The 24,053-nt window shown below is 72.2% G+C and carries 23 protein-coding genes and 1 riboswitch; of the genes, 11 read left to right on the top strand and 12 right to left on the bottom strand.

The window, feature by feature from the left end; genetic code table 11:
* Positions 1–124 precede the first annotated feature (124 nt).
* Entirely contained in the window at positions 125–721 is a 597-nt protein-coding gene (locus tag ACWCP2_RS18570; RefSeq protein WP_450909646.1) for a hypothetical protein, read from the top strand.
* A 125-nt stretch (positions 722–846) separates the two neighbouring features.
* On the opposite strand, the gene groL is transcribed toward ACWCP2_RS18570, so the two are convergent.
* The 4 genes from groL to thrC form a co-directional block, all read right to left on the bottom strand.
* Positions 847–2,469 (bottom strand): chaperonin GroEL, encoded by a 1,623-nt coding sequence (gene groL, locus ACWCP2_RS18565; protein ID WP_450909645.1) that lies wholly within the window; start codon positions 2,467–2,469, stop codon positions 847–849.
* Between the two features lie 367 nt (positions 2,470–2,836).
* A complete protein-coding gene (locus tag ACWCP2_RS18560) occupies positions 2,837–3,043 on the bottom strand; it encodes a cold-shock protein (RefSeq protein ID WP_008743607.1) in 207 nt (68 codons plus the stop codon).
* 397 nt (positions 3,044–3,440) lie between these two features.
* A complete protein-coding gene (locus ACWCP2_RS18555) occupies positions 3,441–3,719 on the bottom strand; it encodes a MoaD/ThiS family protein (RefSeq protein ID WP_327306023.1) in 279 nt (92 codons plus the stop codon).
* Positions 3,720–3,755: 36 nt separating this feature from the next.
* A complete protein-coding gene (gene thrC / locus ACWCP2_RS18550; protein ID WP_450909644.1) occupies positions 3,756–5,105 on the bottom strand; it encodes a threonine synthase in 1,350 nt (449 codons plus the stop codon).
* Positions 5,099–5,255, bottom strand: a riboswitch (SAM riboswitch). (Overlaps the previous gene by 7 nt.)
* 198 nt (positions 5,256–5,453) lie before the next feature.
* Between thrC and ACWCP2_RS18545 the strand changes: the two genes are divergently transcribed.
* Together ACWCP2_RS18545 and ACWCP2_RS18540 are read left to right on the top strand one after the other, a co-directional pair.
* The gene (locus tag ACWCP2_RS18545; protein ID WP_450909643.1) at positions 5,454–6,419 is read left to right on the top strand and encodes a glucosyl-3-phosphoglycerate synthase; all 966 of its coding nucleotides are present in this window, start codon (positions 5,454–5,456) and stop codon (positions 6,417–6,419) included.
* A gap of 95 nt (positions 6,420–6,514) precedes the next feature.
* Positions 6,515–7,984 (top strand): alpha,alpha-trehalose-phosphate synthase (UDP-forming), encoded by a 1,470-nt coding sequence (locus tag ACWCP2_RS18540; protein WP_450909642.1) that lies wholly within the window; start codon positions 6,515–6,517, stop codon positions 7,982–7,984.
* A gap of 1 nt (position 7,985) precedes the next feature.
* Here ACWCP2_RS18540 and otsB read toward each other — a convergent pair whose 3' ends face one another.
* From otsB to ACWCP2_RS18525, 3 genes are all read right to left on the bottom strand, one after another.
* Positions 7,986–8,840 carry a trehalose-phosphatase gene (gene otsB, locus ACWCP2_RS18535; RefSeq protein ID WP_450909641.1) on the bottom strand — a complete coding sequence of 285 codons (855 nt, stop codon included), beginning with the start codon at positions 8,838–8,840 and terminating at the stop codon, positions 7,986–7,988.
* Positions 8,841–8,894: 54 nt separating this feature from the next.
* Complete coding sequence (locus tag ACWCP2_RS18530) at positions 8,895–9,146, bottom strand: DUF3263 domain-containing protein (RefSeq protein ID WP_450909640.1); 252 nt, start codon at positions 9,144–9,146, stop codon at positions 8,895–8,897.
* A gap of 79 nt (positions 9,147–9,225) precedes the next feature.
* Positions 9,226–10,542: an extracellular solute-binding protein gene (locus tag ACWCP2_RS18525; protein WP_450909639.1), complete on the bottom strand. Its 1,317-nt coding sequence runs from the start codon at positions 10,540–10,542 to the stop codon at positions 9,226–9,228.
* Positions 10,543–10,843: 301 nt separating this feature from the next.
* Here ACWCP2_RS18525 and ACWCP2_RS18520 point away from each other — a divergent pair, with 301 nt between their 5' ends.
* From ACWCP2_RS18520 to ACWCP2_RS18510, 3 genes are all read left to right on the top strand, one after another.
* A complete protein-coding gene (locus ACWCP2_RS18520) occupies positions 10,844–11,737 on the top strand; it encodes an ROK family protein (protein WP_450909663.1) in 894 nt (297 codons plus the stop codon).
* On the top strand, positions 11,737–12,906 hold the full coding sequence (gene nagA, locus ACWCP2_RS18515; RefSeq protein WP_450909638.1) for an N-acetylglucosamine-6-phosphate deacetylase: 1,170 nt from the start codon (positions 11,737–11,739) through the stop codon (positions 12,904–12,906). Before ACWCP2_RS18520 ends, nagA begins: the two co-directional genes overlap by 1 nt.
* Before the next feature lie 109 nt (positions 12,907–13,015).
* On the top strand, positions 13,016–13,936 hold the full coding sequence (locus ACWCP2_RS18510) for a 1-phosphofructokinase family hexose kinase (protein WP_450909637.1): 921 nt from the start codon (positions 13,016–13,018) through the stop codon (positions 13,934–13,936).
* Between the two features lie 19 nt (positions 13,937–13,955).
* On the opposite strand, the gene ACWCP2_RS18505 is transcribed toward ACWCP2_RS18510, so the two are convergent.
* A complete protein-coding gene (locus ACWCP2_RS18505; RefSeq protein ID WP_450909636.1) occupies positions 13,956–15,002 on the bottom strand; it encodes a CBM35 domain-containing protein in 1,047 nt (348 codons plus the stop codon).
* A gap of 68 nt (positions 15,003–15,070) precedes the next feature.
* Entirely contained in the window at positions 15,071–16,792 is a 1,722-nt protein-coding gene (gene cdgB / locus ACWCP2_RS18500) for a diguanylate cyclase CdgB (protein WP_450909635.1), read from the bottom strand.
* A 287-nt stretch (positions 16,793–17,079) separates the two neighbouring features.
* On the opposite strand from cdgB, the gene ACWCP2_RS18495 reads away from it, so the two are divergent.
* The gene (locus tag ACWCP2_RS18495; RefSeq protein WP_450909634.1) at positions 17,080–17,685 is read left to right on the top strand and encodes a flavin reductase family protein; all 606 of its coding nucleotides are present in this window, start codon (positions 17,080–17,082) and stop codon (positions 17,683–17,685) included.
* A 40-nt stretch (positions 17,686–17,725) separates the two neighbouring features.
* Here the strand turns inward: ACWCP2_RS18495 and arfB are convergent, their stop codons facing one another.
* Positions 17,726–18,151, bottom strand: coding sequence for an alternative ribosome rescue aminoacyl-tRNA hydrolase ArfB (arfB, locus tag ACWCP2_RS18490; RefSeq protein ID WP_250744548.1), 426 nt, complete (start codon positions 18,149–18,151; stop codon positions 17,726–17,728).
* A 185-nt stretch (positions 18,152–18,336) separates the two neighbouring features.
* Here arfB and ACWCP2_RS18485 point away from each other — a divergent pair, with 185 nt between their 5' ends.
* Together ACWCP2_RS18485 and ACWCP2_RS18480 are read left to right on the top strand one after the other, a co-directional pair.
* A complete protein-coding gene (locus ACWCP2_RS18485) occupies positions 18,337–18,912 on the top strand; it encodes a TerD family protein (RefSeq protein ID WP_250744549.1) in 576 nt (191 codons plus the stop codon).
* 85 nt (positions 18,913–18,997) lie between these two features.
* Positions 18,998–19,516: a GNAT family N-acetyltransferase gene (locus ACWCP2_RS18480; RefSeq protein ID WP_450909633.1), complete on the top strand. Its 519-nt coding sequence runs from the start codon at positions 18,998–19,000 to the stop codon at positions 19,514–19,516.
* A 16-nt stretch (positions 19,517–19,532) separates the two neighbouring features.
* On the opposite strand, the gene ACWCP2_RS18475 is transcribed toward ACWCP2_RS18480, so the two are convergent.
* Both ACWCP2_RS18475 and ACWCP2_RS18470 read right to left on the bottom strand, forming a co-directional pair.
* Complete coding sequence (locus tag ACWCP2_RS18475; RefSeq protein ID WP_450909632.1) at positions 19,533–20,966, bottom strand: M1 family metallopeptidase; 1,434 nt, start codon at positions 20,964–20,966, stop codon at positions 19,533–19,535.
* Between the two features lie 28 nt (positions 20,967–20,994).
* The gene (locus tag ACWCP2_RS18470; RefSeq protein ID WP_450909631.1) at positions 20,995–21,549 is read right to left on the bottom strand and encodes a GlcG/HbpS family heme-binding protein; all 555 of its coding nucleotides are present in this window, start codon (positions 21,547–21,549) and stop codon (positions 20,995–20,997) included.
* Between the two features lie 563 nt (positions 21,550–22,112).
* Between ACWCP2_RS18470 and ACWCP2_RS18465 the strand changes: the two genes are divergently transcribed.
* Both ACWCP2_RS18465 and ACWCP2_RS18460 read left to right on the top strand, forming a co-directional pair.
* On the top strand, positions 22,113–23,246 hold the full coding sequence (locus ACWCP2_RS18465; RefSeq protein WP_450909662.1) for a sensor histidine kinase: 1,134 nt from the start codon (positions 22,113–22,115) through the stop codon (positions 23,244–23,246).
* Entirely contained in the window at positions 23,243–23,866 is a 624-nt protein-coding gene (locus tag ACWCP2_RS18460; RefSeq protein ID WP_450909630.1) for a response regulator, read from the top strand. The genes ACWCP2_RS18465 and ACWCP2_RS18460 overlap by 4 nt, the downstream gene beginning before the upstream one ends.
* The last annotated feature ends 187 nt before the right edge of the window (positions 23,867–24,053 follow it).

Here is a 24,053-nt window from a genome sequence, read left to right as displayed (position 1 = left end):
GCTCCCCGGCGTGTACGTCCCCGGAAGCAGGAACCGCAAACGAGGGGGGCCGGGGATGGAGACGGGGACGGGTGCCGCGGAAAGGCCGTCGCGGGAGGGGTGGCGGCGGTCCCCGGGACGGGTCGTGGCCGCGGCGGCCGCGCCGGCGCTCGCCGCCGGGCTGGCGCTCGCGGTCGGCTGGGCCGGAACGACCGGGTGGCTGGGCGACGGATGGCCGCGGAACGCGTGGGTCGCCCTCTTCGGGCTCTTCGTACCCCTGTCCGGCCTCGCCCTGCACTCCTACGCCCAGTCCGAGCGCCGGGGCTCGGCCCTCACCGTCCTGGCCGGGGTGCCCGCGGTCGTCGGCGTGTTCATCGCCCTGATGGGCGTGGACGACCTGGTACTACGGGAGCGGGGAGTCGAGGTGAGGTGCGTGGTCAGGGAGGTGACCTCCCGAGTCGAGACGGATTCCGCCTTCGCCCCCGAGGGCCAGAGCGTCACTCGCACCACCCTGTACGACCACCGGCTCGACTGCCCGCCGGGCGGTCCCGCCCTGCTGACCAGGGAACGGGAGATCGCGAAGGCCGGGGAGGAGCTGCGGCTGGTCTACGACCCGTGGGGCCGGGTGCCCTCGGAGAGGGCCACGGACCTCCATGCTTGGGGGCTGCGCTCCGCGCTCCTCGTCGCGGTCGGCTTCGCAGCCCTGCTGGGAGCACTCGACGCCCTCGGCAAGGACCACTGACCCGACGCGCCGCCGACGCGCCGCCCACACGCCCGAGGGCGGCACCCCCTCCGTCAGGAGAGGATGCCGCCCTCGGTACGTGATGCGAACGACCGATCTACCGTCGGGCCGGAGCCCGGGGTGGATCAGAAGTCCATGTCGCCGCCCGGCATGCCGCCGCCGGCAGCGGCGCCGGCCTTCTCGGGCTTGTCGGCGATGACGGCCTCGGTGGTGAGGAAGAGGGCCGCGATCGACGCCGCGTTCTGCAGCGCGGAGCGGGTGACCTTCGCCGGGTCGATGATGCCCTCGGCGATCATGTCCACGTACTCGCCGGTCGCGGCGTTCAGGCCCCAGCCGATCTGCAGGTTGCGGACCTTCTCCACGACGACGCCACCCTCGAGACCACCGTTGACGGCGATCTGCTTGAGCGGGGCCTCCAGCGCGAGCTTCACGGCGTTGGCGCCGGTCGCCTCGTCGCCGGTGAGCTCCAGCTTGTCGAAGACCGAGGAGGCCTGCAGCAGGGCCACGCCGCCACCGGCGACGATGCCCTCTTCGACGGCCGCCTTCGCGTTGCGAACGGCGTCCTCGATGCGGTGCTTGCGCTCCTTGAGCTCGACCTCGGTCGCGGCGCCGGCCTTGATGACCGCGACACCGCCGGCAAGCTTCGCCAGGCGCTCCTGCAGCTTCTCGCGGTCGTAGTCCGAGTCGGAGTTCTCGATCTCGGCGCGGATCTGGTTGACGCGACCCTGGACCTGGTCGCTGTCACCGGCACCGTCGACGATGGTGGTCTCGTCCTTGGTGATGACGACCTTGCGGGCGCGGCCGAGCAGGTCGAGACCGGCGTTCTCGAGCTTGAGGCCGACCTCCTCGGAGATGACCGTGCCGCCCGTGAGGATGGCGATGTCGCCGAGCATGGCCTTGCGACGGTCACCGAAGCCCGGAGCCTTGACGGCGACGGACTTGAAGGTGCCGCGGATCTTGTTGACGACGAGGGTGGAGAGCGCCTCGCCCTCGACGTCCTCGGCGATGATCAGCAGCGGCTTGCCGGACTGCATGACCTTCTCCAGGAGCGGCAGCAGGTCCTTGACCGAGCCGATCTTGGAGTTGACGATCAGGATGTACGGGTCGTCGAGGGACGACTCCATGCGCTCCATGTCGGTGGCGAAGTACGCCGAGATGTAGCCCTTGTCGAAGCGCATGCCCTCGGTGAGCTCGAGCTCCAGGCCGAAGGTCTGCGACTCCTCGACCGTGATGACGCCTTCCTTGCCGACCTTGTCCATGGCCTCGGCGATGAGCTCGCCGATCTGGGTGTCGGCGGCGGAGATGGAGGCCGTCGAAGCGATCTGCTCCTTGGTCTCGACGTCCTTGGCCTGCGCCAGCAGGGCGGCGGAGACGGCCTCGACGGCCTTCTCGATACCGCGCTTGAGGGCCATCGGGTTCGCACCGGCGGCCACGTTGCGCAGGCCCTCGCGGACGAGCGCCTGGGCGAGAACGGTGGCGGTGGTCGTACCGTCGCCGGCGACGTCGTCCGTCTTCTTGGCGACTTCCTTGACCAGCTCGGCGCCGATCTTCTCGTACGGGTCCTCGAGCTCGATCTCCTTGGCGATGGAGACACCATCGTTGGTGATCGTGGGGGCGCCCCACTTCTTCTCAAGGACGACGTTGCGACCCTTGGGGCCAAGGGTGACCTTGACGGCGTCGGCGAGCTGGTTCATGCCTCGCTCGAGACCGCGCCGGGCCTCCTCGTTGAACGCAATGATCTTGGCCATCTGAAGTGGTCCTCCCGGACAGCGGTGGATTGCTCCTGGACCGCGCCCGCGCCCGCGACGGACGGCCTGCGTGCCCGGCGGTTCCTTCCCGCCGGACCCTGCGGGCCTCACCGACCCGGTCCTCGTTTAGTAGCACTCTCACCCGGAGAGTGCTAACGCCAATGATTAGCACTCGACCCCCCCGAGTGCAAGCGGCTTCGGGCAACCCGGGATGAACACCCGGACGCCGCAAGGGCCCCGGACCCGCCACGCACGAGGGGCCCGCATCCGTGTCCAGGATGTGGGCCCCTCGTACATATGCCGTTGTGCCGTCGTGCGCGGCCGCTGTGCGTGACCGCGTACGTGTCGGTGGTCGATCGCGGTCGGACTAGCCGGCGGCGAGCTTGACCATGTCCGCCTGCGGACCCTTCTGGCCCTGCGAGATCTCGAACTCGACCCGCTGACCCTCTTCAAGGGTGCGGTACCCGTCCATCTGGATGGCGCTGTAGTGGACGAACACATCCGCACCACCGTCGACCGCGATGAAGCCGTAGCCCTTCTCCGCGTTGAACCACTTGACGGTGCCCTGAGCCATGCCTAACTCCCCTATTACTGGCCCTTGCGCAGGACCGCACTTCGCGGTCCCGGGTCAGAACTTGCGCCGGAACGCCTCGACCGGGGCTGAATGTATCCGCACCGCTGCTGTCTGCAACAGGTCATTCCGACGAGAATTCTGGACACAGCAAAAGATTGAAATAGGGTGAAAACCCGGAATATTCCAGGGCAACTCGGGCCGGACAAACCACGCCAAGGACCCATAGCGCACTTGCATGTTGACTCAATGTCAACCCTCACGCGACCCGCTCATATGCGGCGGGCAAGAACAGCGGAGGGGACTTCCCCAACTCTACCGCGCCCAACCAAGCAGAATTGCCCCCTCCGTTTCTTAACGGAGGGGGCAATTCTGTTTCTGCGCGGACCCGCGCGGTGGTTCAGCAGCCGCCGGCCACGGCGGGGATGATCGAGATCCCGGCGCCGTCCGGGGTGGACGTCTGCAGCCCGCCCTCGAAACGCACGTCGTCGTCGTTGACGTAGACGTTGACGAAGCGGCGCAGCTTGCCCTGGTCGTCCAGGACGCGCGCGGCGATGCCGGGGTGGCTGGTCTCCAGGGACTGGATGACCTCTTCGAGGGTCGCGCCCTCGGCGGAGACCTCGGCCTGGCCGCCGGTGTAGGTGCGCAGGATGGTGGGGATGCGGACGTTGACGCTCATGGCGCTACTGCCTTTCCGGGTGTGCAGGGAGGGAGATCAGGCCAGATTGGCGGCGCGGAACGCGTCCAGGCTGGGGCGGATGGTGGCGGTCTGGCCACCGCCTTCGGCCACCGCCTCCAGGGTCTTGAGGCCGTCACCGGTGTTCAGGATCACGGTGGTCAGCGTGGGGTCGAGCTGCCCGTTCTCGACGAGCTTCTTCGTCACGCCGACGGTCACGCCGCCCGCGGTCTCGGCGAAGATGCCCTCGGTCTGGGCGAGGAGCTTGATGGCCTCGACGACCTGCTCGTCGTTGACGTCCTCGACGAACCCGCCGGTGCGGCGCGCGATGTCCAGGACGTACGGGCCGTCCGCCGGGTTGCCGATGGCCAGCGACTTGGCGATGGTGTTCGGCTTCTGCGGGCGGACCACCTCGTGACCGGCCTTGAAGGCGGTCGAGACGGGGGAGCAGCCCTCGGCCTGGGCGCCGAAGATCTTGTACGGCTTGTCCTCGACGAGGCCGAGCTTGATCAGCTCCTGCAGACCCTTGTCGATCTTCGTGAGCTGCGAGCCGGACGCGATCGGGATGACGATCTGGTCGGGCAGCTGCCAGCCGAGCTGCTCGCAGATCTCGTACGCCAGGGTCTTGGAGCCCTCGCCGTAGTACGGGCGCAGGTTGACGTTGACGAAGCCCCAGCCCTCGCCCAGCGGGTCGCCGATGAGCTCGGAGCAGAAGCGGTTGACGTCGTCGTAGTTGCCCTCGATGCCGACCAGGTCGCCACCGTAGACACCGGCCATGACGACCTTGCCCTGCTCCAGGTCGTGCGGGATGAACACGCAGGAGCGGAAGCCGGCGCGGGCGGCCGCGGCGCCGACGGCGCCGGCCAGGTTGCCGGTGGAGGAGCAGGAGAGGGTGGTGAAGCCGAAGGCGCGGGCGGCCTCGACGGCGATGGCCACGACGCGGTCCTTGAAGGAGTGCGTCGGGTTGCCGGAGTCGTCCTTGACGTACAGCTTGCCGGTGACGCCCAGCTCCTTGGCCAGGTTCTGCGCGTCCACGAGCTTGGTGAAGCCGGGGTTCAGGCTCGGCTTCGAGGCCACGTCCGCCGGGACGGGCAGCAGCGGCGCGTAGCGCCAGATGTTGTTCGGGCCGGCCTCGATGGCGGCGCGCAGGGCTTCCGGGTCGCCCAGGGGCAGCTCGTAGGCGACTTCGAGCGGGCCGAAGCACTCGGCGCAGGCGAAGATCGGGCCGAGCTCGAAGCGGGTTCCGCACTCACGACAGGAAAGGCCGGTGGCGGGGCCGAGATCGACGGTGGCGCCGGCGGTGCCGGTTTCCGCACCATTGATCTCAACGGTTTCGGCAGAGGTTGCGACAGACTGTGCAGCCATGATGGCGAGGCCCTTTCTCCTCATCTTCCCCATGGCGCACTTCGCCATGAGACGGAATTGGCACCTTCCCTAGCCGGGGACCTCGCTGCGGCGCTGGAATGCGCGATCGCGAGACCGACTGGAGGGTTGCCGGGGCTTCAACGGGCCGTGTCCCTCTGCCCCTCTGGATGAGCGGTATGGCACCGGCACACGCGCTCTATGGCGCGCCGGTGCGTTTGTACGCGGGCCCCCCGGCATGCGGTGGACCATCGCGTTGTTCAAGACTGTAACCGAAGGCCCGGGGGGTTGAGACAGCCGTCCGAACCGCGAGATGGATCACATTTCGGGCCAAACCAGTGAACGACCAGAGCGAACGACCAGGGAGTGCTGAGGGTGCTGGAAGAGGTGGAGCGCTGGTTGGCAGACCGCTCCTGGTCCGCCGCCGACCGACCGCTCGGCCAGCTGCTTTCCGCCAAGCGGGCAGCGGGGACCACGGTGAGCGTGGTGTTGCCGGCGCTGAACGAGGAGGCGACGGTCGGCGAGATCGTCGAGGTGATCCGGCGCGATCTCATCGAGGGGCTGCCGGTGCCGCTGGTGGACGAGCTCCTCGTGGTCGACTCGGGTTCCACGGACCGCACCGCGGAGGTCGCGGCCAAGGCCGGGGCCCGGGTGGTGCACCGCGACGAGGTCCTGCCGCGGATCCCGGCGCTGCCCGGCAAGGGCGAGGTGCTGTGGCGCTCGCTGCTGGCCACCACCGGGGACATCGTCTGCTTCGTGGACGCCGACCTGCGGGATTTCTCGGCCGCCTTCGTCTCGGGGATCGTCGGCCCGCTGCTGACCGATCCGGACGTGCGGTTCGTCAAGGCGATGTACGACCGCCCGCTGGGCGACGAGTTCGGCGCCAGGGCCCACGGCCAGGGCGGCCGGGTCACCGAGCTGGTGGCCCGCCCCCTGCTCAACCTGCACTGGCCGCAGCTGGCCGGCTTCGTCCAGCCGCTGGGCGGCGAGTACGCCGTACGCCGCGAGCTGCTGGAGCGGCTGCCGTTCCCGGTGGGCTACGGGGTCGAGCTGGGCCTGCTGGTGGACGCGCTGCACACGGCCGGGCTGGACGCGCTGGCCCAGGTGGACGTGGGCGTACGGCTGCACCGCCACCAGGACGGCCAGGCCCTGGGCCGGATGGCCGCGGCGATCTACCGCACGGCGCAGGTCCGGCTCTCGCGCGGCCATCTCGTACGCCCCGAGCTGACGCAGTTCGAGCGCGGCCCGCAGGGGTTCGTACCGCGCACCTACGCCGTGGACACCGAGGAGCGGCCGCCGATGCGGGACATCGAGGAGTACGCGCGCCGCCGCGTGGCGTAACGGGCCCCGCCCCCGGCGGTGTGGTCTTCCTCTCGGTCCGGCGGACTCGCGGGCGCCGACGTTTGACCGGAGCCGGGGCGGGCTAGGTTCGCCGCATGGCTTCCCAGGTGCTCGTCGCCGCGAATCGCGGCCCCCTCTCGTACGCCCTCGCCGCGGACGGCACGCTCAGTGCCCGCCGCGGCGGGGGCGGACTCGTCTCCGGCCTCTCCAACGCCCTCGCCGAGCAGCCGGACGCGCTGTGGATCTGCGCGGCGCTCTCGGACGCGGACCGGGAGGCGGTACGGCGAGGGGTATCCGAGCCGGGCGTACGGATGCTGGAGATCGACCCGGACGTCTACGACGGCGCGTACAACGGCATCGCGAACTCGGTGCTGTGGTTCCTCCACCACCACCTGTACGAGATCCCGCGCGAGCCGGTCTTCGACGCGGAGTTCCGGCGGCGCTGGGCCTCGTACGTCACGTACAACGAGGCCTTCGCGGCGGCCCTCGCGGAGGAGGCGGCCGAGGGGGCGGCGGTCCTGATCCAGGACTACCACCTGGCCCTCGCCCCCGGGATGCTCCGGGAGCTCCGCCCCGACCTGCGGATCGGGCACTTCACGCACACCCCGTGGGCCTCCACGGAGTTCATGGACATGCTCCCGGACGACATCCGGACCCAGCTGGTCTGGGGGATGCTCGGGGCGGACCGGCTGGGGTTCCACACGTGGGGGTGGGGGTTCAACTTCATCAACTGCGCGAACGTCGACGATGCGAGCGGTGTCGCCCAGGGCCACATCCCGACCGGGACCCCGGAGCGCGGGGTGTGGCACCGCAGGGCGGCCGGCACCCCGACCGGGCTCGGGGTGAAGCGGTTCACCGAGGTGACCCCGTACCCCCTCGGCGTGGACGCGGACGAGCTGCGCGCGCTCGCGCACCGGCCCGAGGTGGACGACAAGCTGGCGGCGCTGCGGGCGGAGGTCGGCGGGCTGCGGACGATCGTCCGGGTGGACCGGACGGAGCTGTCGAAGAACATCCTGCGCGGGCTGCTGGCGTACCGGGAGCTGCTGACCACGTACCCCGAGTGGCAGGGCGAGGTGGTCCACCTGGCCTCCGCCTACCCGTCCCGGCAGGACCTGGCCGTCTACCGGGAGTACACGCAGTCGGTGCGGGAGCTGGCGGCGGAGATCAACGCGGAGTTCGGCACGGAGGAGTGGCGGCCGGTGATCGTCTCCGTCGAGGACGACTTCGCGCGGTCGCTGGCGGCGTACCGGCTGGCGGACGTGGCGCTGGTCAATCCCGTGCGGGACGGCATGAACCTCGTCGCGAAGGAGATCCCCGTCGTCTCGGAGGCGGGATGCGTGCTGGTCCTGTCCACCGGTGCGGGGGCGTACGAGGAACTCCGCGCGGACGCGCTGACGGTGAACCCGTACGACGTGACGGCCACGGCGGAGGCGCTGCACGCCGCCCTCTCCATGCCGGCGGCGGAGCGCGCCGACCGCACGAAGCGCCTGGCGGCGTCCGCCACGGCCCTCCCCCCGGCCCAGTGGTTCACGTCCCAGCTGGACGCCCTGCGCACCCCTTCCTGACTCAGGAAGGGGCGGTCAGGGCCCTGGCCAGGGCGGAGAGGAAGCTGACGACCTGGGAGGGGCCCGGCAGGGTCAGGTCCGCTCGGGCGGCGAGTTCCGGGACCTCCGCCGAGCCGCTGCACAGGAGCAGGCCCGGCATGCCCCCGGCGCGGAGCTTCTCGACCGCCGAGTACGCCGCGAGGTCGCCCAGGTCGTCCCCGGCGTAGAGCACGGCCTCCGCGCCCACCTCCGCGAGGTACTCCGTGAGCGCGACGCCCTTGTCCATCCCCGGGGGCCGCAGCTCCAGGACGGCCCGTCCCGGCTCGACCATCAGGCCGTGCCGGGCCGCCAGCCCGGCGAGGGGCTCGCGCAGGGCCGCGAAGGCGGCTTCCGGGTCGGCCGCGCGGCGGGTGTGGACGGCCAGCGCCTGGCCCTTCTCCTCGATCCAGGTGCCGCGCCACGCGCCGATCGTGTCCAGGAACCCGGGCAGCTCCGCCCGCAGCGCCGCGACCCCCGGGTGCTCGGCCGGAGCGTGCACGATGCCGGTCACGGCGTCCCAGCGCTCGGCTCCGTAGTGTCCGAGCACCACGAGGTGTTCGAGTCCGGGGACTCCGGCGAAGCCTCCGTAGCGGACGGCGACCCCGGCCGGCCGGCCGGTGACGACCGCGACGGAGCCGACCTCGGGGGCGAGGGCGGCGAGCGCGGCGACGGCTCCGGGGTGGGCCCGTGCCTGGTCGGGGTCGGGGACGATGTCGGCGAGTGTGCCGTCGAAGTCGAGGGCGACGACGGAGCGGCGCGGTGACCGGAGGAGGGCTTCCAGTCCCTCGCGCCCGGCCGTGGTGACGGGCATCGGCAGATCGTGCGGATGGCTCCCCATACGCACGACCCTAACGGCCCCGCCGGGCCACGGCTACGGCGCGGTCCACGGCCGCTACCGCCGGGCCCGCTGGGCCTCCCGGATCCGCCGCAGGCGGTTCACGGTGCCGGGTGCGTGCTGGAGCGCCCTGGGGTCGTCCATCAGCGCGTTGAGCAGCTGGTAGTACCGGACCGGGGGCATCCCCAGCCCTTCCCTTATGGCCCGCTCCTTGGCGCCCGGGCCGGGCCAGGTGCGGGCTTCGTAGGCCAGTACGGCCGCTTCGTCGGGGCTCAGCCCGGCGGGCGGCCTCTCGTCCGCGTCCGTCATACGGCCAGGTTAACTCCGGCCTCCGACAGCCCCCACCGGGCGGGGACGGGCTTCGCCGATCAGCGCCGATCAGGGCCGATCAGCGCGGCTCCGCCTTGCGGCCGGCCTCCGCGATGTCCGCGAGGATCTTCTCGGGCTGCCCGCCCGGCTGCACGGCCTTGCCGATGTTCTTCTTGACGTCCTCGCTCACGGTCGCCCAGGACTTCTTGCCCACCGGGTAGAGCCGCGCGTTGGGCAGGGCGTGCAGGAAGGTCTTCAGCTCGGCCGAGGAGGTCCCCGTGGAGCCCTCCATCGCCCGGGAGCCGCTGGTGGTCACCGGGAGCAGGTCGTACTTCTCGGTGAAGGTCGTCACGTTGTTGGCCTCGTACAGGAAGTCCAGGAACTTCCCGGACTGCTTCTGGTGGCCGGTCCTGAAGGCCATCACCCAGTCGGCGACGCCCATCGTCGGGTGGCTGACGCCGTCCGCGGTCGGCATGGGGGTCATGCCGAACTTCACGCCCTTGGCGGCGGCCTGCTTGAGCAGCGTCGGGTGCCCGTTGAGCATGCCGACCTCGCCGCGCGAGAAGGAGTCGAAGGCGGCCTGGCGGTTGAGCTTGCCCGGTTCGACGGGGCCGGTCAGGCCCCCGCCGACGAGCTTGTCGCGCAGGAACTCCAGGGTGCTGACGTTGTTCGCGGAGTCGATCGCGTACTGGTCCTCGTTGTCGGCGTAGCCTCCGCCGCCCGCGAGCAGCCACTGCATCGTCTCGGCCTGCGCCTCCTCGCGGCCCAGGGGCAGCGCGATGGGCGTCGGGACGCCGTCCGCCTTGAGCTTCTTGGCGGCGGCCTCCAGGTCGGCCCAGCTCTTGGGGTGCCAGCCGGTCTTGCCGTCCTTGGGGATGATGCCGGCCTCGGCGAAGAGCTTCTCGTTGTAGAACATCAGCCGGGTGCTGGCCACGAAGGGCATGCCGTACTGGTCGCGCCGGACCTTGCCCGCGTCGGCGAGCGGTGCGAGGAAGTCGGCCTCGGTGTTCACGGAGAGCAGTTCGTCGGCGGAGTACAGCTTGCCTTCGGCGGCGTAGTCGGCGTAGGCGCCGATCTGGGCTATGTCGGGGGCGTCGCCGGCCTTGACCATCTCGGCGACCTTGGCGTCGACGTCCTCCCAGGAGTAGACGTCGACCTGGACCTTGATGCCGGGGTTGCGCTTCTCGAAGGCCGAGGCGAGCTCCCGCCAGTAGGGCTTGGAGGAGTTTTCCGGTTTGTCCCCGTAATCGGCCGCCACGACCTTCAGGGTGACCTCGTTGTCACCGGTGAGGCCCGGCACGGCGCCGCAGCCGGTCAGCGTCACCGTGGTCAGGCACAGGGTGAGGCCGGACGCGGCGAGGTTCAGCTTTCTGGCCTGGACAGTTCGGGCCTTCACAGTTCTCGTTCCACCCCAGGTTGTTCCGTACGATTCGCGTAAAGGTCTACACCACTTTTGACCCTGGTCAACATCCACCCCCCATCCCTGCACACGGCCTGCACGCGCACACACGTACGGGCCCGCGCCCGGGCGCTGTGCGGGCCCGTTCACAGGACCGTCCGCCGACGAAGGTCCTGAATTTGTATGGCCACTCAACAATCCCTCTCAGTGGACTAGACCTTTGCCCTCCGATCACGCGAGACTGTCACCCGTGAAACCCGTGAAACACGTCATCGCCCTCGATGTGGGCGGCACTGGGATGAAGGCCGCCCTCGTCGCCGCCGACGGCACCCTGCTCCACGAAGCGCGCCGTGCGACCGGCCGCGAGCGGGGCGCCGAAGCCGTCGTCGAGACGATCCAGGACTTCGCCGCCGAGCTCCTCGACCTCGGCCGGGAACGCTTCGGCACGGCCGCCTCCGCGGCCGGCGTGGCCGTCCCCGGCATCGTCGACGCCGAGAACGGGATCGCCGTCTACGCGGCGAACCTGGGCTGGCGCGACGTCCCGATGCGCGAACTGCTCGGCAGACGCCTCGGCGGCATCCCGGTCGCGCTGGGCCACGACGTCCGCACGGGCGGACTCGCCGAGGGCCGCATCGGCGCGGGCCGCGGCGCCGACCGCTTCCTGTTCGTGCCCCTGGGCACCGGCATCGCCGGAGCCATCGGCATCGCCGGCCGCATCGAGGCCGGCGCGCACGGGTACGCGGGCGAGATCGGCCACATCGTGGTCCGCCCCGGCGGACCCGCCTGCGGCTGCGGCCAGCGCGGCTGCCTGGAGACCCTCGCCTCCGCCTCCGCCGTCAGCCGCGCCTGGGCGGCCGCCTCCGGCGATCCCGAGGCGGACGCCGCGGACTGCGCCAAGGCCGTGGAGTCCGGCGACGAACGCGCCCTGGAGGTCTGGCTCGCCGCGATCGGCGCCCTGGCCGACGGGCTGGTCACCGCGATCACCCTGCTGGACCCGCGCACGCTGATCATCGGTGGCGGACTGGCCGAGGCCGGGGAAACCTTGTTCACACCACTACGGACGGCCGTCGAGGAACGCGTGACGTTCCAGCGGCTGCCCCACATCGTTCCGGCCGCCCTAGGGGACACCGCCGGATGCCTGGGTGCAGGGCTGCTCGCCTGGGATCTACTCGCCACGGAGGTACCAGCCTGATGTCCGGAAGCGCACATGTGGGCCGCAGCACCGTTCTCTCCGGCGCCGACGTGGTGCTGCCCACGGGCATCGTCAAGGGCGGGCGTCTGATCGTCGACGGCGACCGCATCGCCGGCGCCGCCGACGAGAACGCGGCCGTCGTCGACCTGACCGGGCACTGGATCGTCCCCGGCTTCGTCGACATGCACAACCACGGCGGCGGCGGTGCCTCCTTCACCTCCGGCACCGCCGAGGAGGTGCTCAAGGGCGTACGGACCCACCGCGAGCACGGCACCACCACCCTGGTCGCCTCCACCGTCACCGGCGACCTGGACGAGCTCGCCCGCCGCGCCGGACTGCTCGCCGAGCTGACCCAGCAGGGCGACATCGCGGGCATCCACTTCGAGGGCCCGTTCATCAACCCCTGCCGCAAGGGCGCCCACAAGGAAGACCTGCTGCGCGACCCCGACCCGGCCGAGGTCCGCAAGCTGATCGACGCCTCGCACGGCGCCGCCCGCATGTTCACCCTCGCCACCGAGCTCCCCGGCGGCCTGGACTCCGTACGGCTGCTCGCCGAGCACGGGGTCATCGCGGCGATCGGCCACACGGACTCCACCTACGAGCAGACCTGCGAGGCCATCGACGCGGGCGCGACCGTGGCCACGCACCTCTACAACGCGATGCCCGGGCTGGAGCACCGCGCCCCCGGCCCCATCGCGGCCCTGCTGGAGGACGAGCGGGTCACCGTCGAGCTGATCAACGACGGCGTGCACCTGCACCCGGCCATGCTGGAGCTGGCCTTCCACCACGCGGGCCCACACCGGGTGGCGCTGATCACCGACGCGATGGACGCGGCCGGCTTCGGCGACGGGACCTACCACCTCGGCCCGCTGGAGGTCGAGGTCAAGGAGGGCGTCGCCCGCCTCGTCGAGGGCGGCTCCATCGCGGGCTCCACCCTCACCCTGGACACCGCCTTCAAGCGGTCCGTCACCCTCGACAAGCTCCCCGTCGAGTCCGTGGTCCAGGCGATCTCCGCCAACCCGGCCAAGCTGATCGGCGTCTACGACCAGGTCGGCTCGCTGGAGCCCGGCAAGTACGCCGACCTCGTCGTCCTCGACTCCGCCTTCGACGTCCGCGGCGTCATGCGGCGCGGCGAGTGGATCGTGGACCCGCTCGCGGCGGGCAGCTGACCGAGGCCGTACGCGAAGCGGTCGGCCCGAGGTACTGGGCCGACCGCTCCCGCATTTGGCATGCTGTGGCCCCGCACCAGGCGGCACCCACCGAGACCGGGACCCGGCCATGATCCTGACCGTGACGCTCAACACCGCGCTCGACGTCACCTACCGCGTACCGCGCCTGCTCGCGCACGCCTCCCACCGCGTCACCGAGGTCACCGAACGCCCCGGCGGCAAGGGCCTCAACGTGGCCCGCGTGCTCGCCGCGACCGGCCACGAGGTCACCGCGACCGGCTTCGCGGGCGGCCCGACGGGAACCCTCGTACGCGAGCTGCTCGCCGGCTCCCCCGGCGTCCGCGACGCGCTGGTCCCCTGCGCGGGCACCACCCGGCGCACCCTGGCCGTCGTCGACGAGGCCTCCGGGGACACCACGCAGTTCAACGAACCGGGCCCGCTGATCACCGCCGCCGAGTGGTCCGGGTTCCTCTCCCGCTACGAGGCCCTGCTGGCGGGCGGCGCCCGCGCGGTGGCCCTGTGCGGCAGCCTGCCCCCGGGCGTACCCGTGGGCGCCTACGCCACCCTCGTACGGGCGGCCCGCGCGGCCGGCGTGCCCGTCCTCCTCGACACCAGCGGCGAGGCCCTGCGCCGCGGGGTCGCCGCCCGGCCCGACGTGATCAAGCCGAACGCCGCCGAGCTCGCCGAGCTGACCGGGTCCCGCGACCCGCTGCCCGCCACCCGCGACGCCCGCCGTCGCGGGGCCCACGCGGTGGTCACCTCCCTCGGCCCGGCCGGCCTCCTCGCCGCCACCGCCGGCGGCACCTGGCGGGCGGCCCCGCCCCGCACCCTGGCGGGCAACCCCACCGGCGCCGGCGACTCCGCGGTCGCGGGCCTCCTCTCGGCCCTCACCGAAGGCCTGGACTGGCCGGACCGCCTGACCCGCGCGGTGGCCCTCTCGGCCGCCACGGTCGCCGCCCCCACGGCGGGAGACTTCGACCCCCGCACCTACGAGGAGGTACGGGGGTCGGTGAAGGTCACGGAGGGCTAGGCCGCCGGGCCGGTCCCGGTCAGCGCTTCTCCAGCACGAACTGGTCGATGACCGCCTCGCAGGAGTTGCCCGACTCGCAGGAGATCTTGATGGTGTTCGTGCCCTGCTTGAGGTCCACGTACGAGTAGGTGTTGGTCCAGCCCTTGGCCCAGTCGCCCTCGCCGGCCTTCGCGAAGTTCTTCATGTTGATCGGACGCGTCTGCGTCTTGCCGTTGATCGCCAGCGTCATGCTGGCGTCCTTGCCGGGCACGCCGTAGAACATCCGGAAGGTGTACTCGCCCCCCTTGGGGAGGTCCAGCGTCCACGTCACCGCGGCACCCTGCTGGTTGAACTGGCCGACGTACTTGCCGCCCGCGCTCTTGGCCCCCGGCACCGCGCTCTCCAGCGCCGCGCCGCCGCTGATCACCATGCCCGAGCCACCCGCGTCGCCCTTGGGCAGCGGGGCGTCCGGCGACGCGGAACCGCTCGGCTGGCCCGAGGGGGTGCTCGGGGCGGGTGCCGACGGGCTCTGGCCGGTCTGTGCCGTGTCGGTCTTGCCCTTGTCGGTGTCGTCCTTCTTGCCGAAGATCACCGCCGCGCTGATGCCGATCGCCACCGCCGCGACCACTGCGACGGCCGCGATGAGCATGCCCTTGCGGCTGGACCCGCCGCTGCCGTGCCCGCCGCCGTGGCCACCGCCGTGCCCGCCGCCGGAGCCCGGGAGCGGAAGCGACTGGGTGTACTGCGGGGGCTGCTGCTGCGGCGGCACGCCGTAGCCGCCCGCCTGGAGCGCTTCGGGGGCCTGGTACTGCGCCTGGTAGCCCGGGGGCTGCTGGGGGCCCTGCTGATAGGGAACGGGCCCGCGCTGGCCGCGCTGGGGCCGGTCACCGACGGTGCGGACCTGGTTGTACGAGGTCCGGGGCACGCCCGGCTGACCGCCGGCCGGTCCCGGGTAGCCGTACCCGCCGCCCTGCCCGGGCGGGGTGGCCCCCGCGGCCTGGCCGTCCTCGTAGAGGTAGCCGAACGGGTCGTCATCCTCGGGCTGGTTCGCCCCGTTGTTCGGGCCGTGGTTCGCGGGCGTCGTCATCGCAGGTCACTCCTTTCGACCCCGGGGAGCCTACCCCGAACAGGTGCGCCCACGGGCGGCCCGAGAGCTTACCCGGCCCGGCGGTGCGCCTTCGAACGGGAGCGCTTCTCGATGTACATGCGCTGGTCGGCCGAGCGCAGCACCTCGTCGGCCGACATGCCGCAGCTCGCCCAGCCGATGCCGAAACTGGCTCCCACGCGGACCGCGCGGCCGTCCACCCGGATCGGCGGGATGATGGCGTTGCGCAGCCGTACGGCGAGGTCGGCGGCGTCGGCGGCGCCCAGCCCGTCGGCGAGGACGACGAACTCGTCACCGCCCAGCCGGGCCACCGTGTCCCCGTCGCGGACCCCGGTCGTCAGCCGCCGGGCCACCTCGATCAGGACCGCGTCGCCGGTGTGGTGCCCGAACCGGTCGTTGATCGACTTGAACCCGTCGAGGTCGCAGAAGAGCACCGCGAGCCCCTTCGTACCGTCGTCGATGTCGGTGGCCGGCGCGACCGTGTGCACGTGGTGGTCGTACGGGCCCCCCGCGGCCGGGCCGCCCATGCCGCCGGGCCCGCCCATGCCACCGGGGAACTCGAAGGGCTCGGGGAAGCCGTCGGGCCGGAACCCGTGCTCGCCGTGGTCTCCGTGCTCGCCGTGGCCCCCCTCCCCGGCCGGCCGGGTCTCGAAGGCCGCGTCCAGCGCCTCCACGGCGGTGGCCCGCACCGACTGGGGGCGGCGGCAGAGCCGGGCCCCGAGCCGGGAGCGCAGCTCGGCGCTGTTGGGCAAGCCGGTCAGCGAATCGTGGCTGGCGCGGTGCGCGAGCTGCAGCTCGTGCCGCTTGCGCTCCTCGATGTCCTCGACGTGGGTGAGCAGGAAGCGCGGCCCGTCCGCGGCGTCGGCGACGACGGAGTTGCGCAGCGAGACCCAGACGTACGTACCGTCGCGCCGGCCCAGCCTCAGCTCGGCGCGGCCGCCCTCGGCGGAGGTGCGCAGCAGGGTGCCGATGTCCTCGGGGTGCACGAGGTCGGAGAAGGAGTACCGGCGCAGCACGGAGGCGGGCCGCCCCAGCAGCCGGCACAGCGCGTCGTTGGTGCGCAGCAGGCGGCCGTGCTGGTCGCCGCCCATCTCGGCGATGGCCATGCCGCTCGGCGCGTACTCGAAGGCCTGGCGGAACGACTCTTCACTGGCGCGCAGAGCCTGCTGTTCACGCTCCAGCCGCACCAGGGCCCGCTGCATGTTCGCGCGGAGCCGGGCGTTGCTGATGGCAATCGCGGCCTGGAAGGCGTACATCTGGAGCGCTTCGCGGCCCCAGGCGCCGGGCCGGCGGCCGTTGCGCGGGCGGTCCACGGAGACGACGCCGAGCAGTTCGCCGCCGGAGGCGTACATGGGGGCGTAGAGCCGGTCCTCGGGGTGCCACTCGTCCTCGAACCGCGGGTCGGGGCCCTCGGTGTGCCACTGCGGGACGTCGTCCTCGACGAGGACCCAGCCCTCGGTGTGCGGGATGAAGCGCAGGCCGTCCCAGTTCTCGCCCATCGTCAGGCGGCGTTCCCAGGAGGCGCGCGAGCCGACGCGGCCGGTGATCAGGGCTTCGGCGGCGGGGTCGCCCGCGAAGGCGGCGACGACCAGATCACCGTCCGGGCGAACGAGGTTGACACAGGCGAGTTCGTAGCCGAGACCCAGGACGATGCCGTCCACGACGGTCTGCAGGGTGTCCGCCAGGCTCCGGGCCGTATTGAGCTCGGCCACCACCCGGTGCAGCTGCCGCAGGGTCGCAAGACGGACGTACGGCTCCGACTCGGTCTCCATTGCTCGCTCTCCCCGAGACCTCGACAGCAACTCCAGGTTTGTCATCGGCGCTTCGTTGCGGTGTCCCGTCCACTGAATCACAGTGAGCTGTGCGGCAGGTACACAGGGTCAACAAATCTTGCTCTCTGTGACTCAAGTCACATGAGATGAATAATGATGGCCTCTGCGCCACTCCCCGGGGGGCCGTTCCAATGAGTTCGCCCGGACCGTTCCCGGAAGCAAACGATACGCCCGGCCCCTGGGCGGCCTAGGTCGACGGGCCCGGGAGCGGCTCCGCCCTGCGCCCGATGCGCCGCGCGAGGGGTGACAGTAGCGTCCCGACCGTGCCCCCTACGACCCCCGTGACACCACTTTCCGCACCCGCACCCCATGCTGTGGGGGTGAGCGACGACGAGTTCCGGGCCGCGATGTCCCGACTGGCAGCGGGCGTGTGCCTGATCACCGCGCAGGAGCCGCCCCTGGCGGCCGGCGGCCCGCGCGGCGAGGACGTCGGCATGACGGCGACCGCCTTCATGTCCGTGTCCCTGGAACCACCGCTGGTCCTGGTCAGCGTCCGCGAGGGCTCCCGGATGGACGATCTGCTGGCCGAGCAGCCGCTGTGGGCGGTGTCGGTGCTCGCCGACCACCAGCTCCAGATCGCGAGCCGGTTCTCGATGAAGAACCGCATCAGCGACCGGCTGCTCTTCGCGGACCTCCCCCACACCCGCGGCGGCGTCTCCGGCGCCCCGCTGCTGTCGGGGGCGCTGGCCACCCTGGAATGCCGTACGGAGAACCGCGTCGAGGCGGGCGACCACACCCTGGTCATCGGCCACGTCCTCACCGCGTCCCAGCCCGCCCCGGACTCCCCGCCGCTGACGTACTTCCGGGGCCGCTACCGGCACCTGGCGCCCTGAGCCCGGGCGCCCGGGCTCCCTCCGGCTACCAGTCCCGCGGCTACCAGTCCCGCGCGTTGCGTCCCCGCTTGGTCTCGCCGCGGGCCTTCTTCTCCCGCAGCCGGCGCTCGTTGATCCCCCGGGGGATCTTCGTCGCCCGGCGCGCCTTGGGCGGCGGAGCCGTGGCCTCGGCGAGCAGCGCGGCCAGCCGGACCAGCGCCATCTCGCGGTTGCGGAACTGCGAGCGGTGCTCGGAGGCCCGTACGGTCACCACCCCGTCGACCAGCCGGGACGCGAGGCGCTCCAGCGCCCGCTCCTTCCACACGTCGGGCAGCGACTTCGTCGCCGCGACGTCGAAGAGGAGCTCCACGCGCGAGTCCGAGGTGTTCACGTGCTGGCCGCCCGGCCCGGAGGACCGCGAAAAACGCCAGGCGAGCTCGCCCTCGGGGAGCACGACCGAACCGCGGATGACATAGGGACCAGGCATGCCCCCTATGATCCGTGCCCGCGGGGGCCCCGTCACCCGCATTTCCGCCCGCATCGCGGACAATTCCCCGGATGCGGAACCCGGCGCCCCTCTCCCCGCGTTATGGAGGGCAGCGGTACCTTGGGCGCCTCACGGTCGGTACGACGAGTGAGACCAAGTGAGACTAGGAAGGGACACCAGTCACCATGGCAGTAAGCCTCTCCAAGGGCGGAAACGTCTCGCTCAGCAAGGAGGCCCCGGGCCTCGCGGCCGTCACCGTCGGCCTCGGCTGGGACACCCGCACGACCACCGGTGTCGACTTCGACCTGGACGCCTCCGCCATCGCGGTCAACGCGCTCGGCAAGGTCGTCTCCGACGGCCACTTCGTCTTCTTCAACAACAAGTCCACCCCGGACCAGACGATCGTGCACACCGGTGACAACCGCACCGGCGAGGGCGCGGGCGACGACGAGGCCATCAACGTCAACCTCGCCGGCCTGCCGGCCGACGTGGACAAGATCGTCTTCCCGGTCTCCATCTACGACGCCGAGACCCGCAGCCAGAACTTCGGCCAGGTCCGCAACGCCTACATCCGCGTCGTGAACCAGGCCGGCGGCGTCGAGATCGCCCGCTACGACCTCTCCGAGGACGCCGCGACCGAGACCGCCATGGTGTTCGGCGAGCTCTACCGCAACGGCGCCGAGTGGAAGTTCCGCGCCGTGGGCCAGGGTTACGCCTCCGGCCTGACCGGCATCGCCCAGGACTTCGGCGTCAACGTCTGATCCTGAGCACCCGCGTCCCAGGACGCGACTCAGCTGAAGCCCCCTCCCGGCCGTCCGGGGAGGGGGCTTCGCTACCGTTCGTCACGTGATCCTCCTGCCGCTCGCCCCCGTCGAGGACGGCGCCCTACCGGGCCCGGTCCTCACCGAAATCGCCACGCTCTACGCGACCAACCACGCGTTCTTCGAGCTCAGCGGAGATTTCCCCGACCCCGGCCGCATCACGGTCGAGCAGGTCGCCGCCTCCCTCGCCGACGAGCTCGCGCGCGAAGGCGCCGAGGTCCTCCTCGCCCGCTCCGCCGGACGCCTCGTAGGCCTGGCCGCCACCCTCGCCCACCACCCGGACCCGGCGTCCGAGGACCCCGACCCGTGGATCGGCCTCCTGCTCATCGACGCCACCGCACACCGCGAGGGATACGGCCGCGCCGTGGTCGCCCTGGTCGAGGACCGCTTCCGGGACGCGGGACGCAAGGGCGTACGGATCGCCGTGCTCGACGCCAACGACAAGGCCCTCGCCTTCTGGCAGTCCCAGGGCTACGTCACCCTGCGCCACGCCGCCGACCGCGAGGCGGGCCGCCCCTGCACGGTCCTGCGCAAGGCGCTGTAGCGCGGGCAGAACACCCTCAGGGTGTCTTCGGGGCCTTCGGGCGGTCCTTGCCGTACAGCCACACGTCCCAGACCTCCGACAGATCACGGCCCGTCTTCTCCTCCGCGTAGGCGGTGAAGTCGGCCGTGCTCGCGTTCCCGTGCCGGTGGTCGGCGGCCCAGCCGCGGACGAGGGCGAAGAACTTCTCGTCGCCGGCCTCCTGCCGGATCCGGTGCAGGACCATCGCCCCGCGCCCGTACACCGGGGCCTCGGAGATGTCCTCCGGGCCGGGCGGGGCGGCCGGCGGGAAGGCGTCCCAGTCCGAGTCCGCCGCGTCGTCGACGCGGGTGTCCCCGGCGAGGTAGGCGTCGAAGTGCTGCTGCGCGCTCGGGCCGCCGTGGTCCTCGGTCCACAGCCACTCGGCGTAGGTCGCGAAGCCCTCGTTGAGCCACATGTCCTTCCAGGACTTCGGCGACACCGAGTCCCCGAACCACTGGTGCGCCAGCTCGTGCAGCACCAGTTCCTCGCCGCCGGGCGCCCCCGGGAACACCGGCCGGGTCTGCGTCTCCAGGGCGTAGCCGAGGCTGTGCGCGGGCAGCACGATCGCGCCCGTCGCGGAGAAGGGGTACGGGCCGAAGCGCCCGACGCCCCACTCCACCATCTCGGGCAGCCGCGCGAGCACGGGCGCGCTCGCCGCCGCCTCCCCGGGCGAAACCGCCGTGTACACGGGGATCCCGGAGGGGGTCCGCCCGGTCGTCACCTCGAACTTCCCGACGGCCACGGTCGCCAGGTAGCTCGCCATCGGCTCCGCGGAGTGCCAGGCGAACACGGTCCGCCCGTCGTCCTCCTGCGTACGGGAGCGCAGCTCGCCGTTGGACACGGCCTCGTACCCGCGGGGGACGGTCACCGTGATGTCGTACGTGGCCTTGTCGCTCGGGTGGTGGTTGCCCGGGAACCAGCCCATCGACCCGACGGGTTCGCCGACGCCGACCGCGCCGTCGCCGCCCGGGGTGACGATCCACCCCTCCTTCGACCCGTCGGGGTCGGTGACGGCCCTGGGCCGGCCGGAGTAGTCGACCTCCGTACGGAAGACCTCCCCCTGCTCCAGGTCCTCGGCGGGGCGCACCGTCAGCTCGTTGCCGCTGCGGTTGAAGCGGGCCCCGGCGCCCTGCACGGTGACGCCCTCCACCTCCAGCCCGCTGAGGTCGAGGTTGAAGGAGCTGAGCCCCTGCTCGGCGCGGGCCGTGATGACGGCGGTGGCGTGCAGCTGCCCGTCGGCCGGGTCGTAGTCGAGGTCCAGGGAGTAGTGCTCGACCTGGTAGCCGCCGTTGCCGGCCTTGGGGAAGTACGGGTCGCGCACCCCCGACGCACCCGGCCGCCCCTGCACGGTCTCCCCCGTGCAGCCCGTGGTGAGGGCGAGCAGGGCGGCGACGGCGGGGGCGGCCAGGCGGGAGAGAACGCGGTGATCCACGCGTTCGAGAGTACGTCCCGCGGCGCTGCTACTTGTTGAGGGCGTCCACGCCGGCCTTGGCGAACTTCTCGTCCAGGTCACCGCTCGGGGCGCCGGCCACGCCGACCGCCGCGACCGGGGCGCCGTCGGCCTGCACCGGGGTGCCGCCGCCGAGGAAGAGGGTGCCGGGGATGTCCTTCAGGTTCGGGGTCTGCGCGAGGCGGCCGGCGAGCACGGAGGTCGGGGCGTTCCAGGACACGGCGGTGTAGGCCTTGCGCTGCGCCGACTCGTAGGACTGGGGGCCCGCGCCGTCGCCGCGGAGCGTGACGATGGTGTTGCCGTTGCGGTCGACGACGGCGACGGTCACCTTCTGGTTCTCCTGCTCGGCGGCGTCCAGCGCGGCCTGGGCGGCGCGGGTGGCGGCGTCGATGGTGAGGTGCGTGGAGGTGGTGAAGTTCTTCTTGCCGTTGTCCTTCTTCGCGACGGCGGCCGGGGCGGCGGCCGGGGAGGCCGGGGCGGCGCTGGCGCTGACCGCGCCGAAGGCTCCGGCGCCGAGGGCGACGGCGACGGCGGTACCGGTGAGAACGCGGGTGCGGGTGTTCATGTCTGCTGCTCCTGTGAACGTCGGCACGGCGGGCTGTCCTGCCGTTGCTCCAACCCTCGCCCCGCACCCCCCTCCACCCCGTCCCCGTACCGGCTCCGAAGCCGCCCCCCACCGGCTGATGCGGGGGTCAACCGATCGGCTGATGCGCGATGGCCCCGACGGCGGCTTACCTGAACTCCCGCCGGGGTCGATCCAGCCGTCCGGCGTCTGAGGACCGGGGTCCTCCCAGCCGTCCGGCGTCTGAGGACCGGGGTCCTTCCAGCCGTCCGGCGTTTGAGGACCGGGGTCTGGGGCGGAGCCCCAGGGGGCCCGGGCGCAGCCCGGGGGCCCAGAAGGGTCCGGGCAGCGCCCGGGGAACGGTGGAAGGGTGGGTAGGGGACAGCCCCGCGCAGCGCCCCCACCCGCACCACAGCACGACCCGGCACCATGGAACGACCGCACCACCCCAGGAGCACCCCGTGACCAGCGCGCCCCCATCGGCCCCCGCGGCCCCGCCCCCACCGGCCCCGCCGAGCCCGGCGACAACCCCACCCGCCCAGGACACCCGCGCGCTCGCCACGGTCATGCACACCGCGTTCTTCCTCCTCCTCGGCGCCTCCGTGGCCCGCTTCCTCCTCCGCCACCCCGACGAACCCCGCACCCCGTGGATCATCGCCCTCGGCATCACCCTGGCCCTGCTCTACGTACTGGGCCCCGCCCTCGGCGCCGCCCCCACCCTGCGCCGCCTCCTGTGGCTCGGTGTGGTCGTCGCCGTCTGGGTGGTCCTCGTCGTGCTCGCGCCGAGCTTCGCCTGGTGCGCCGTACCGCTCTTCTACACGGCCCTGCGCACCCTCCCGCCCCGCGCCGCCGTCGTCCTGGTGGCCCTGCTCACCGTGTTCGTCGTGGCGGCGCAGCTCCGCCTCGCGCAGACCTCCGTCCCGGGCGAGCCCTTCGATCCCAACCTGCTCCTCGCCCCGCCCGCCGTCGCCGCCCTCGCCACCGCCGTCTTCGTCCACATGGAGCGCCAGGCGGCAGCCCAGCGCACCCTGATCGACGATCTGATCCGCACCCGCCGGGAACTGGCCGCCACCGAACGCCGCGCCGGCACCCTCGCCGAACGCCAGCGCCTCTCGATGGAGATCCACGACACCCTGGCCCAGCACCTGTCCAGCCAGCAGATGCTCCTCCAGGCTGCCGAACGCACCTGGGACACCCACCCCGGCACCGCCCGCGCGCACGTCCGTACCGCCACCGAGATCACCGCACGCGGCCTCGCCGAGGCCCGCCGCCTGGTGCACGACCTCGCGCCGCCCGAACTCGCCGGCGGCGCCGGCCTCCCGGACGCCCTGCGCGCGCTGGACGCGGGCCCCGAGATCGAGGTGCGCTTCCACCTGGAGGGCGCCCCGGTCCCCCTCCCCGACCGCGCCGAACAGGCGCTGCTGCGCATCGCGCAGGGTGCGCTGGCGAACGTACGGGAGCACTCGGGGGCCCGTACCGCGGCCCTCACCCTCAGCTTCCTGGGCGACCAGGTCGTCCTGGACGTCGCCGACGACGGCCACGGCTTCGCCCAGCCCCGCGCCTCCGCCGCGGAACGCGGCCACGGCCTGCCCGCGATGCGCGCCCGCGTCCGCCAGCTCGGCGGCACCCTGACCATCGAATCCACCGCGGGCGAGGGCACGGTCCTCTCGGCGTCGATCCCCCTGGAGCACACCCCATGACCACGATCCTGCTCTGTGACGACCACGTCGTGGTCCGCGCCGGCCTGCTGGCCCTGCTCGGCAGCGAGCCGGACATCGAGGTGCTCGGCGAGGCGGGCAGCGGCGAGGAGGCGGTCGCGCTCGCGGCCAAACTCCGCCCCGACGTGGTCCTGATGGACCTCCAGCTCGGCGAGGGCATCGACGGCGTGGAGGCCACGCGCCGCATCACCGCCGCCCCGACCCCCCCGCACGTCCTGGTCCTGACCACGTACGACACCGACGCGGACATCACCCGGGCCATCGGCGCGGGCGCCACGGGCTACCTCCTGAAGGCCGAACGGCCCGAGGAGCTGTTCGCCGCGATCCACTCCGCCGCCCAGGGCCGCACCACGCTCTCCGCCCCCGTGGCCAGCCGCGTGATGGCCCACATGCGCGGCGGCAACCGGCCCACCCTGACCGACCGCGAGCTCGACATCCTCGGCCAGCTCGCCCGCGGCCTCGGCAACCGCGACATCGCCCGCGCCCTCTTCATCAGCGAGGCCACGGTCAAGACCCACCTGGGCCGCATCTACGACAAGCTCGGCGTGGACACCCGCGCGGGCGCGGTCTCGGTGGCCAAGGAGCAGCGCCTCCTCCCCTGACCCCCTCACGCCGGCACGCCCACGGCACGGAACCGCCCGGCACCGCACGGAACCGCACGACACCGCGCGGCACCGCCCCGAACCACACAACACCGCGCGACACCGCGCGGCATCGCGCGGCATCGCGCGGCATCGTCCATCCGTACGAGATCGCGCTCGTACGCCGCGCCGATCCCCCGCGGGCGGC

The organism is Streptomyces sp. NPDC002104 (assembly GCF_053593795.1).
Note: the sequence above shows the minus strand (reverse complement) of the source record. Positions and strands in the feature narration are given on the sequence as shown.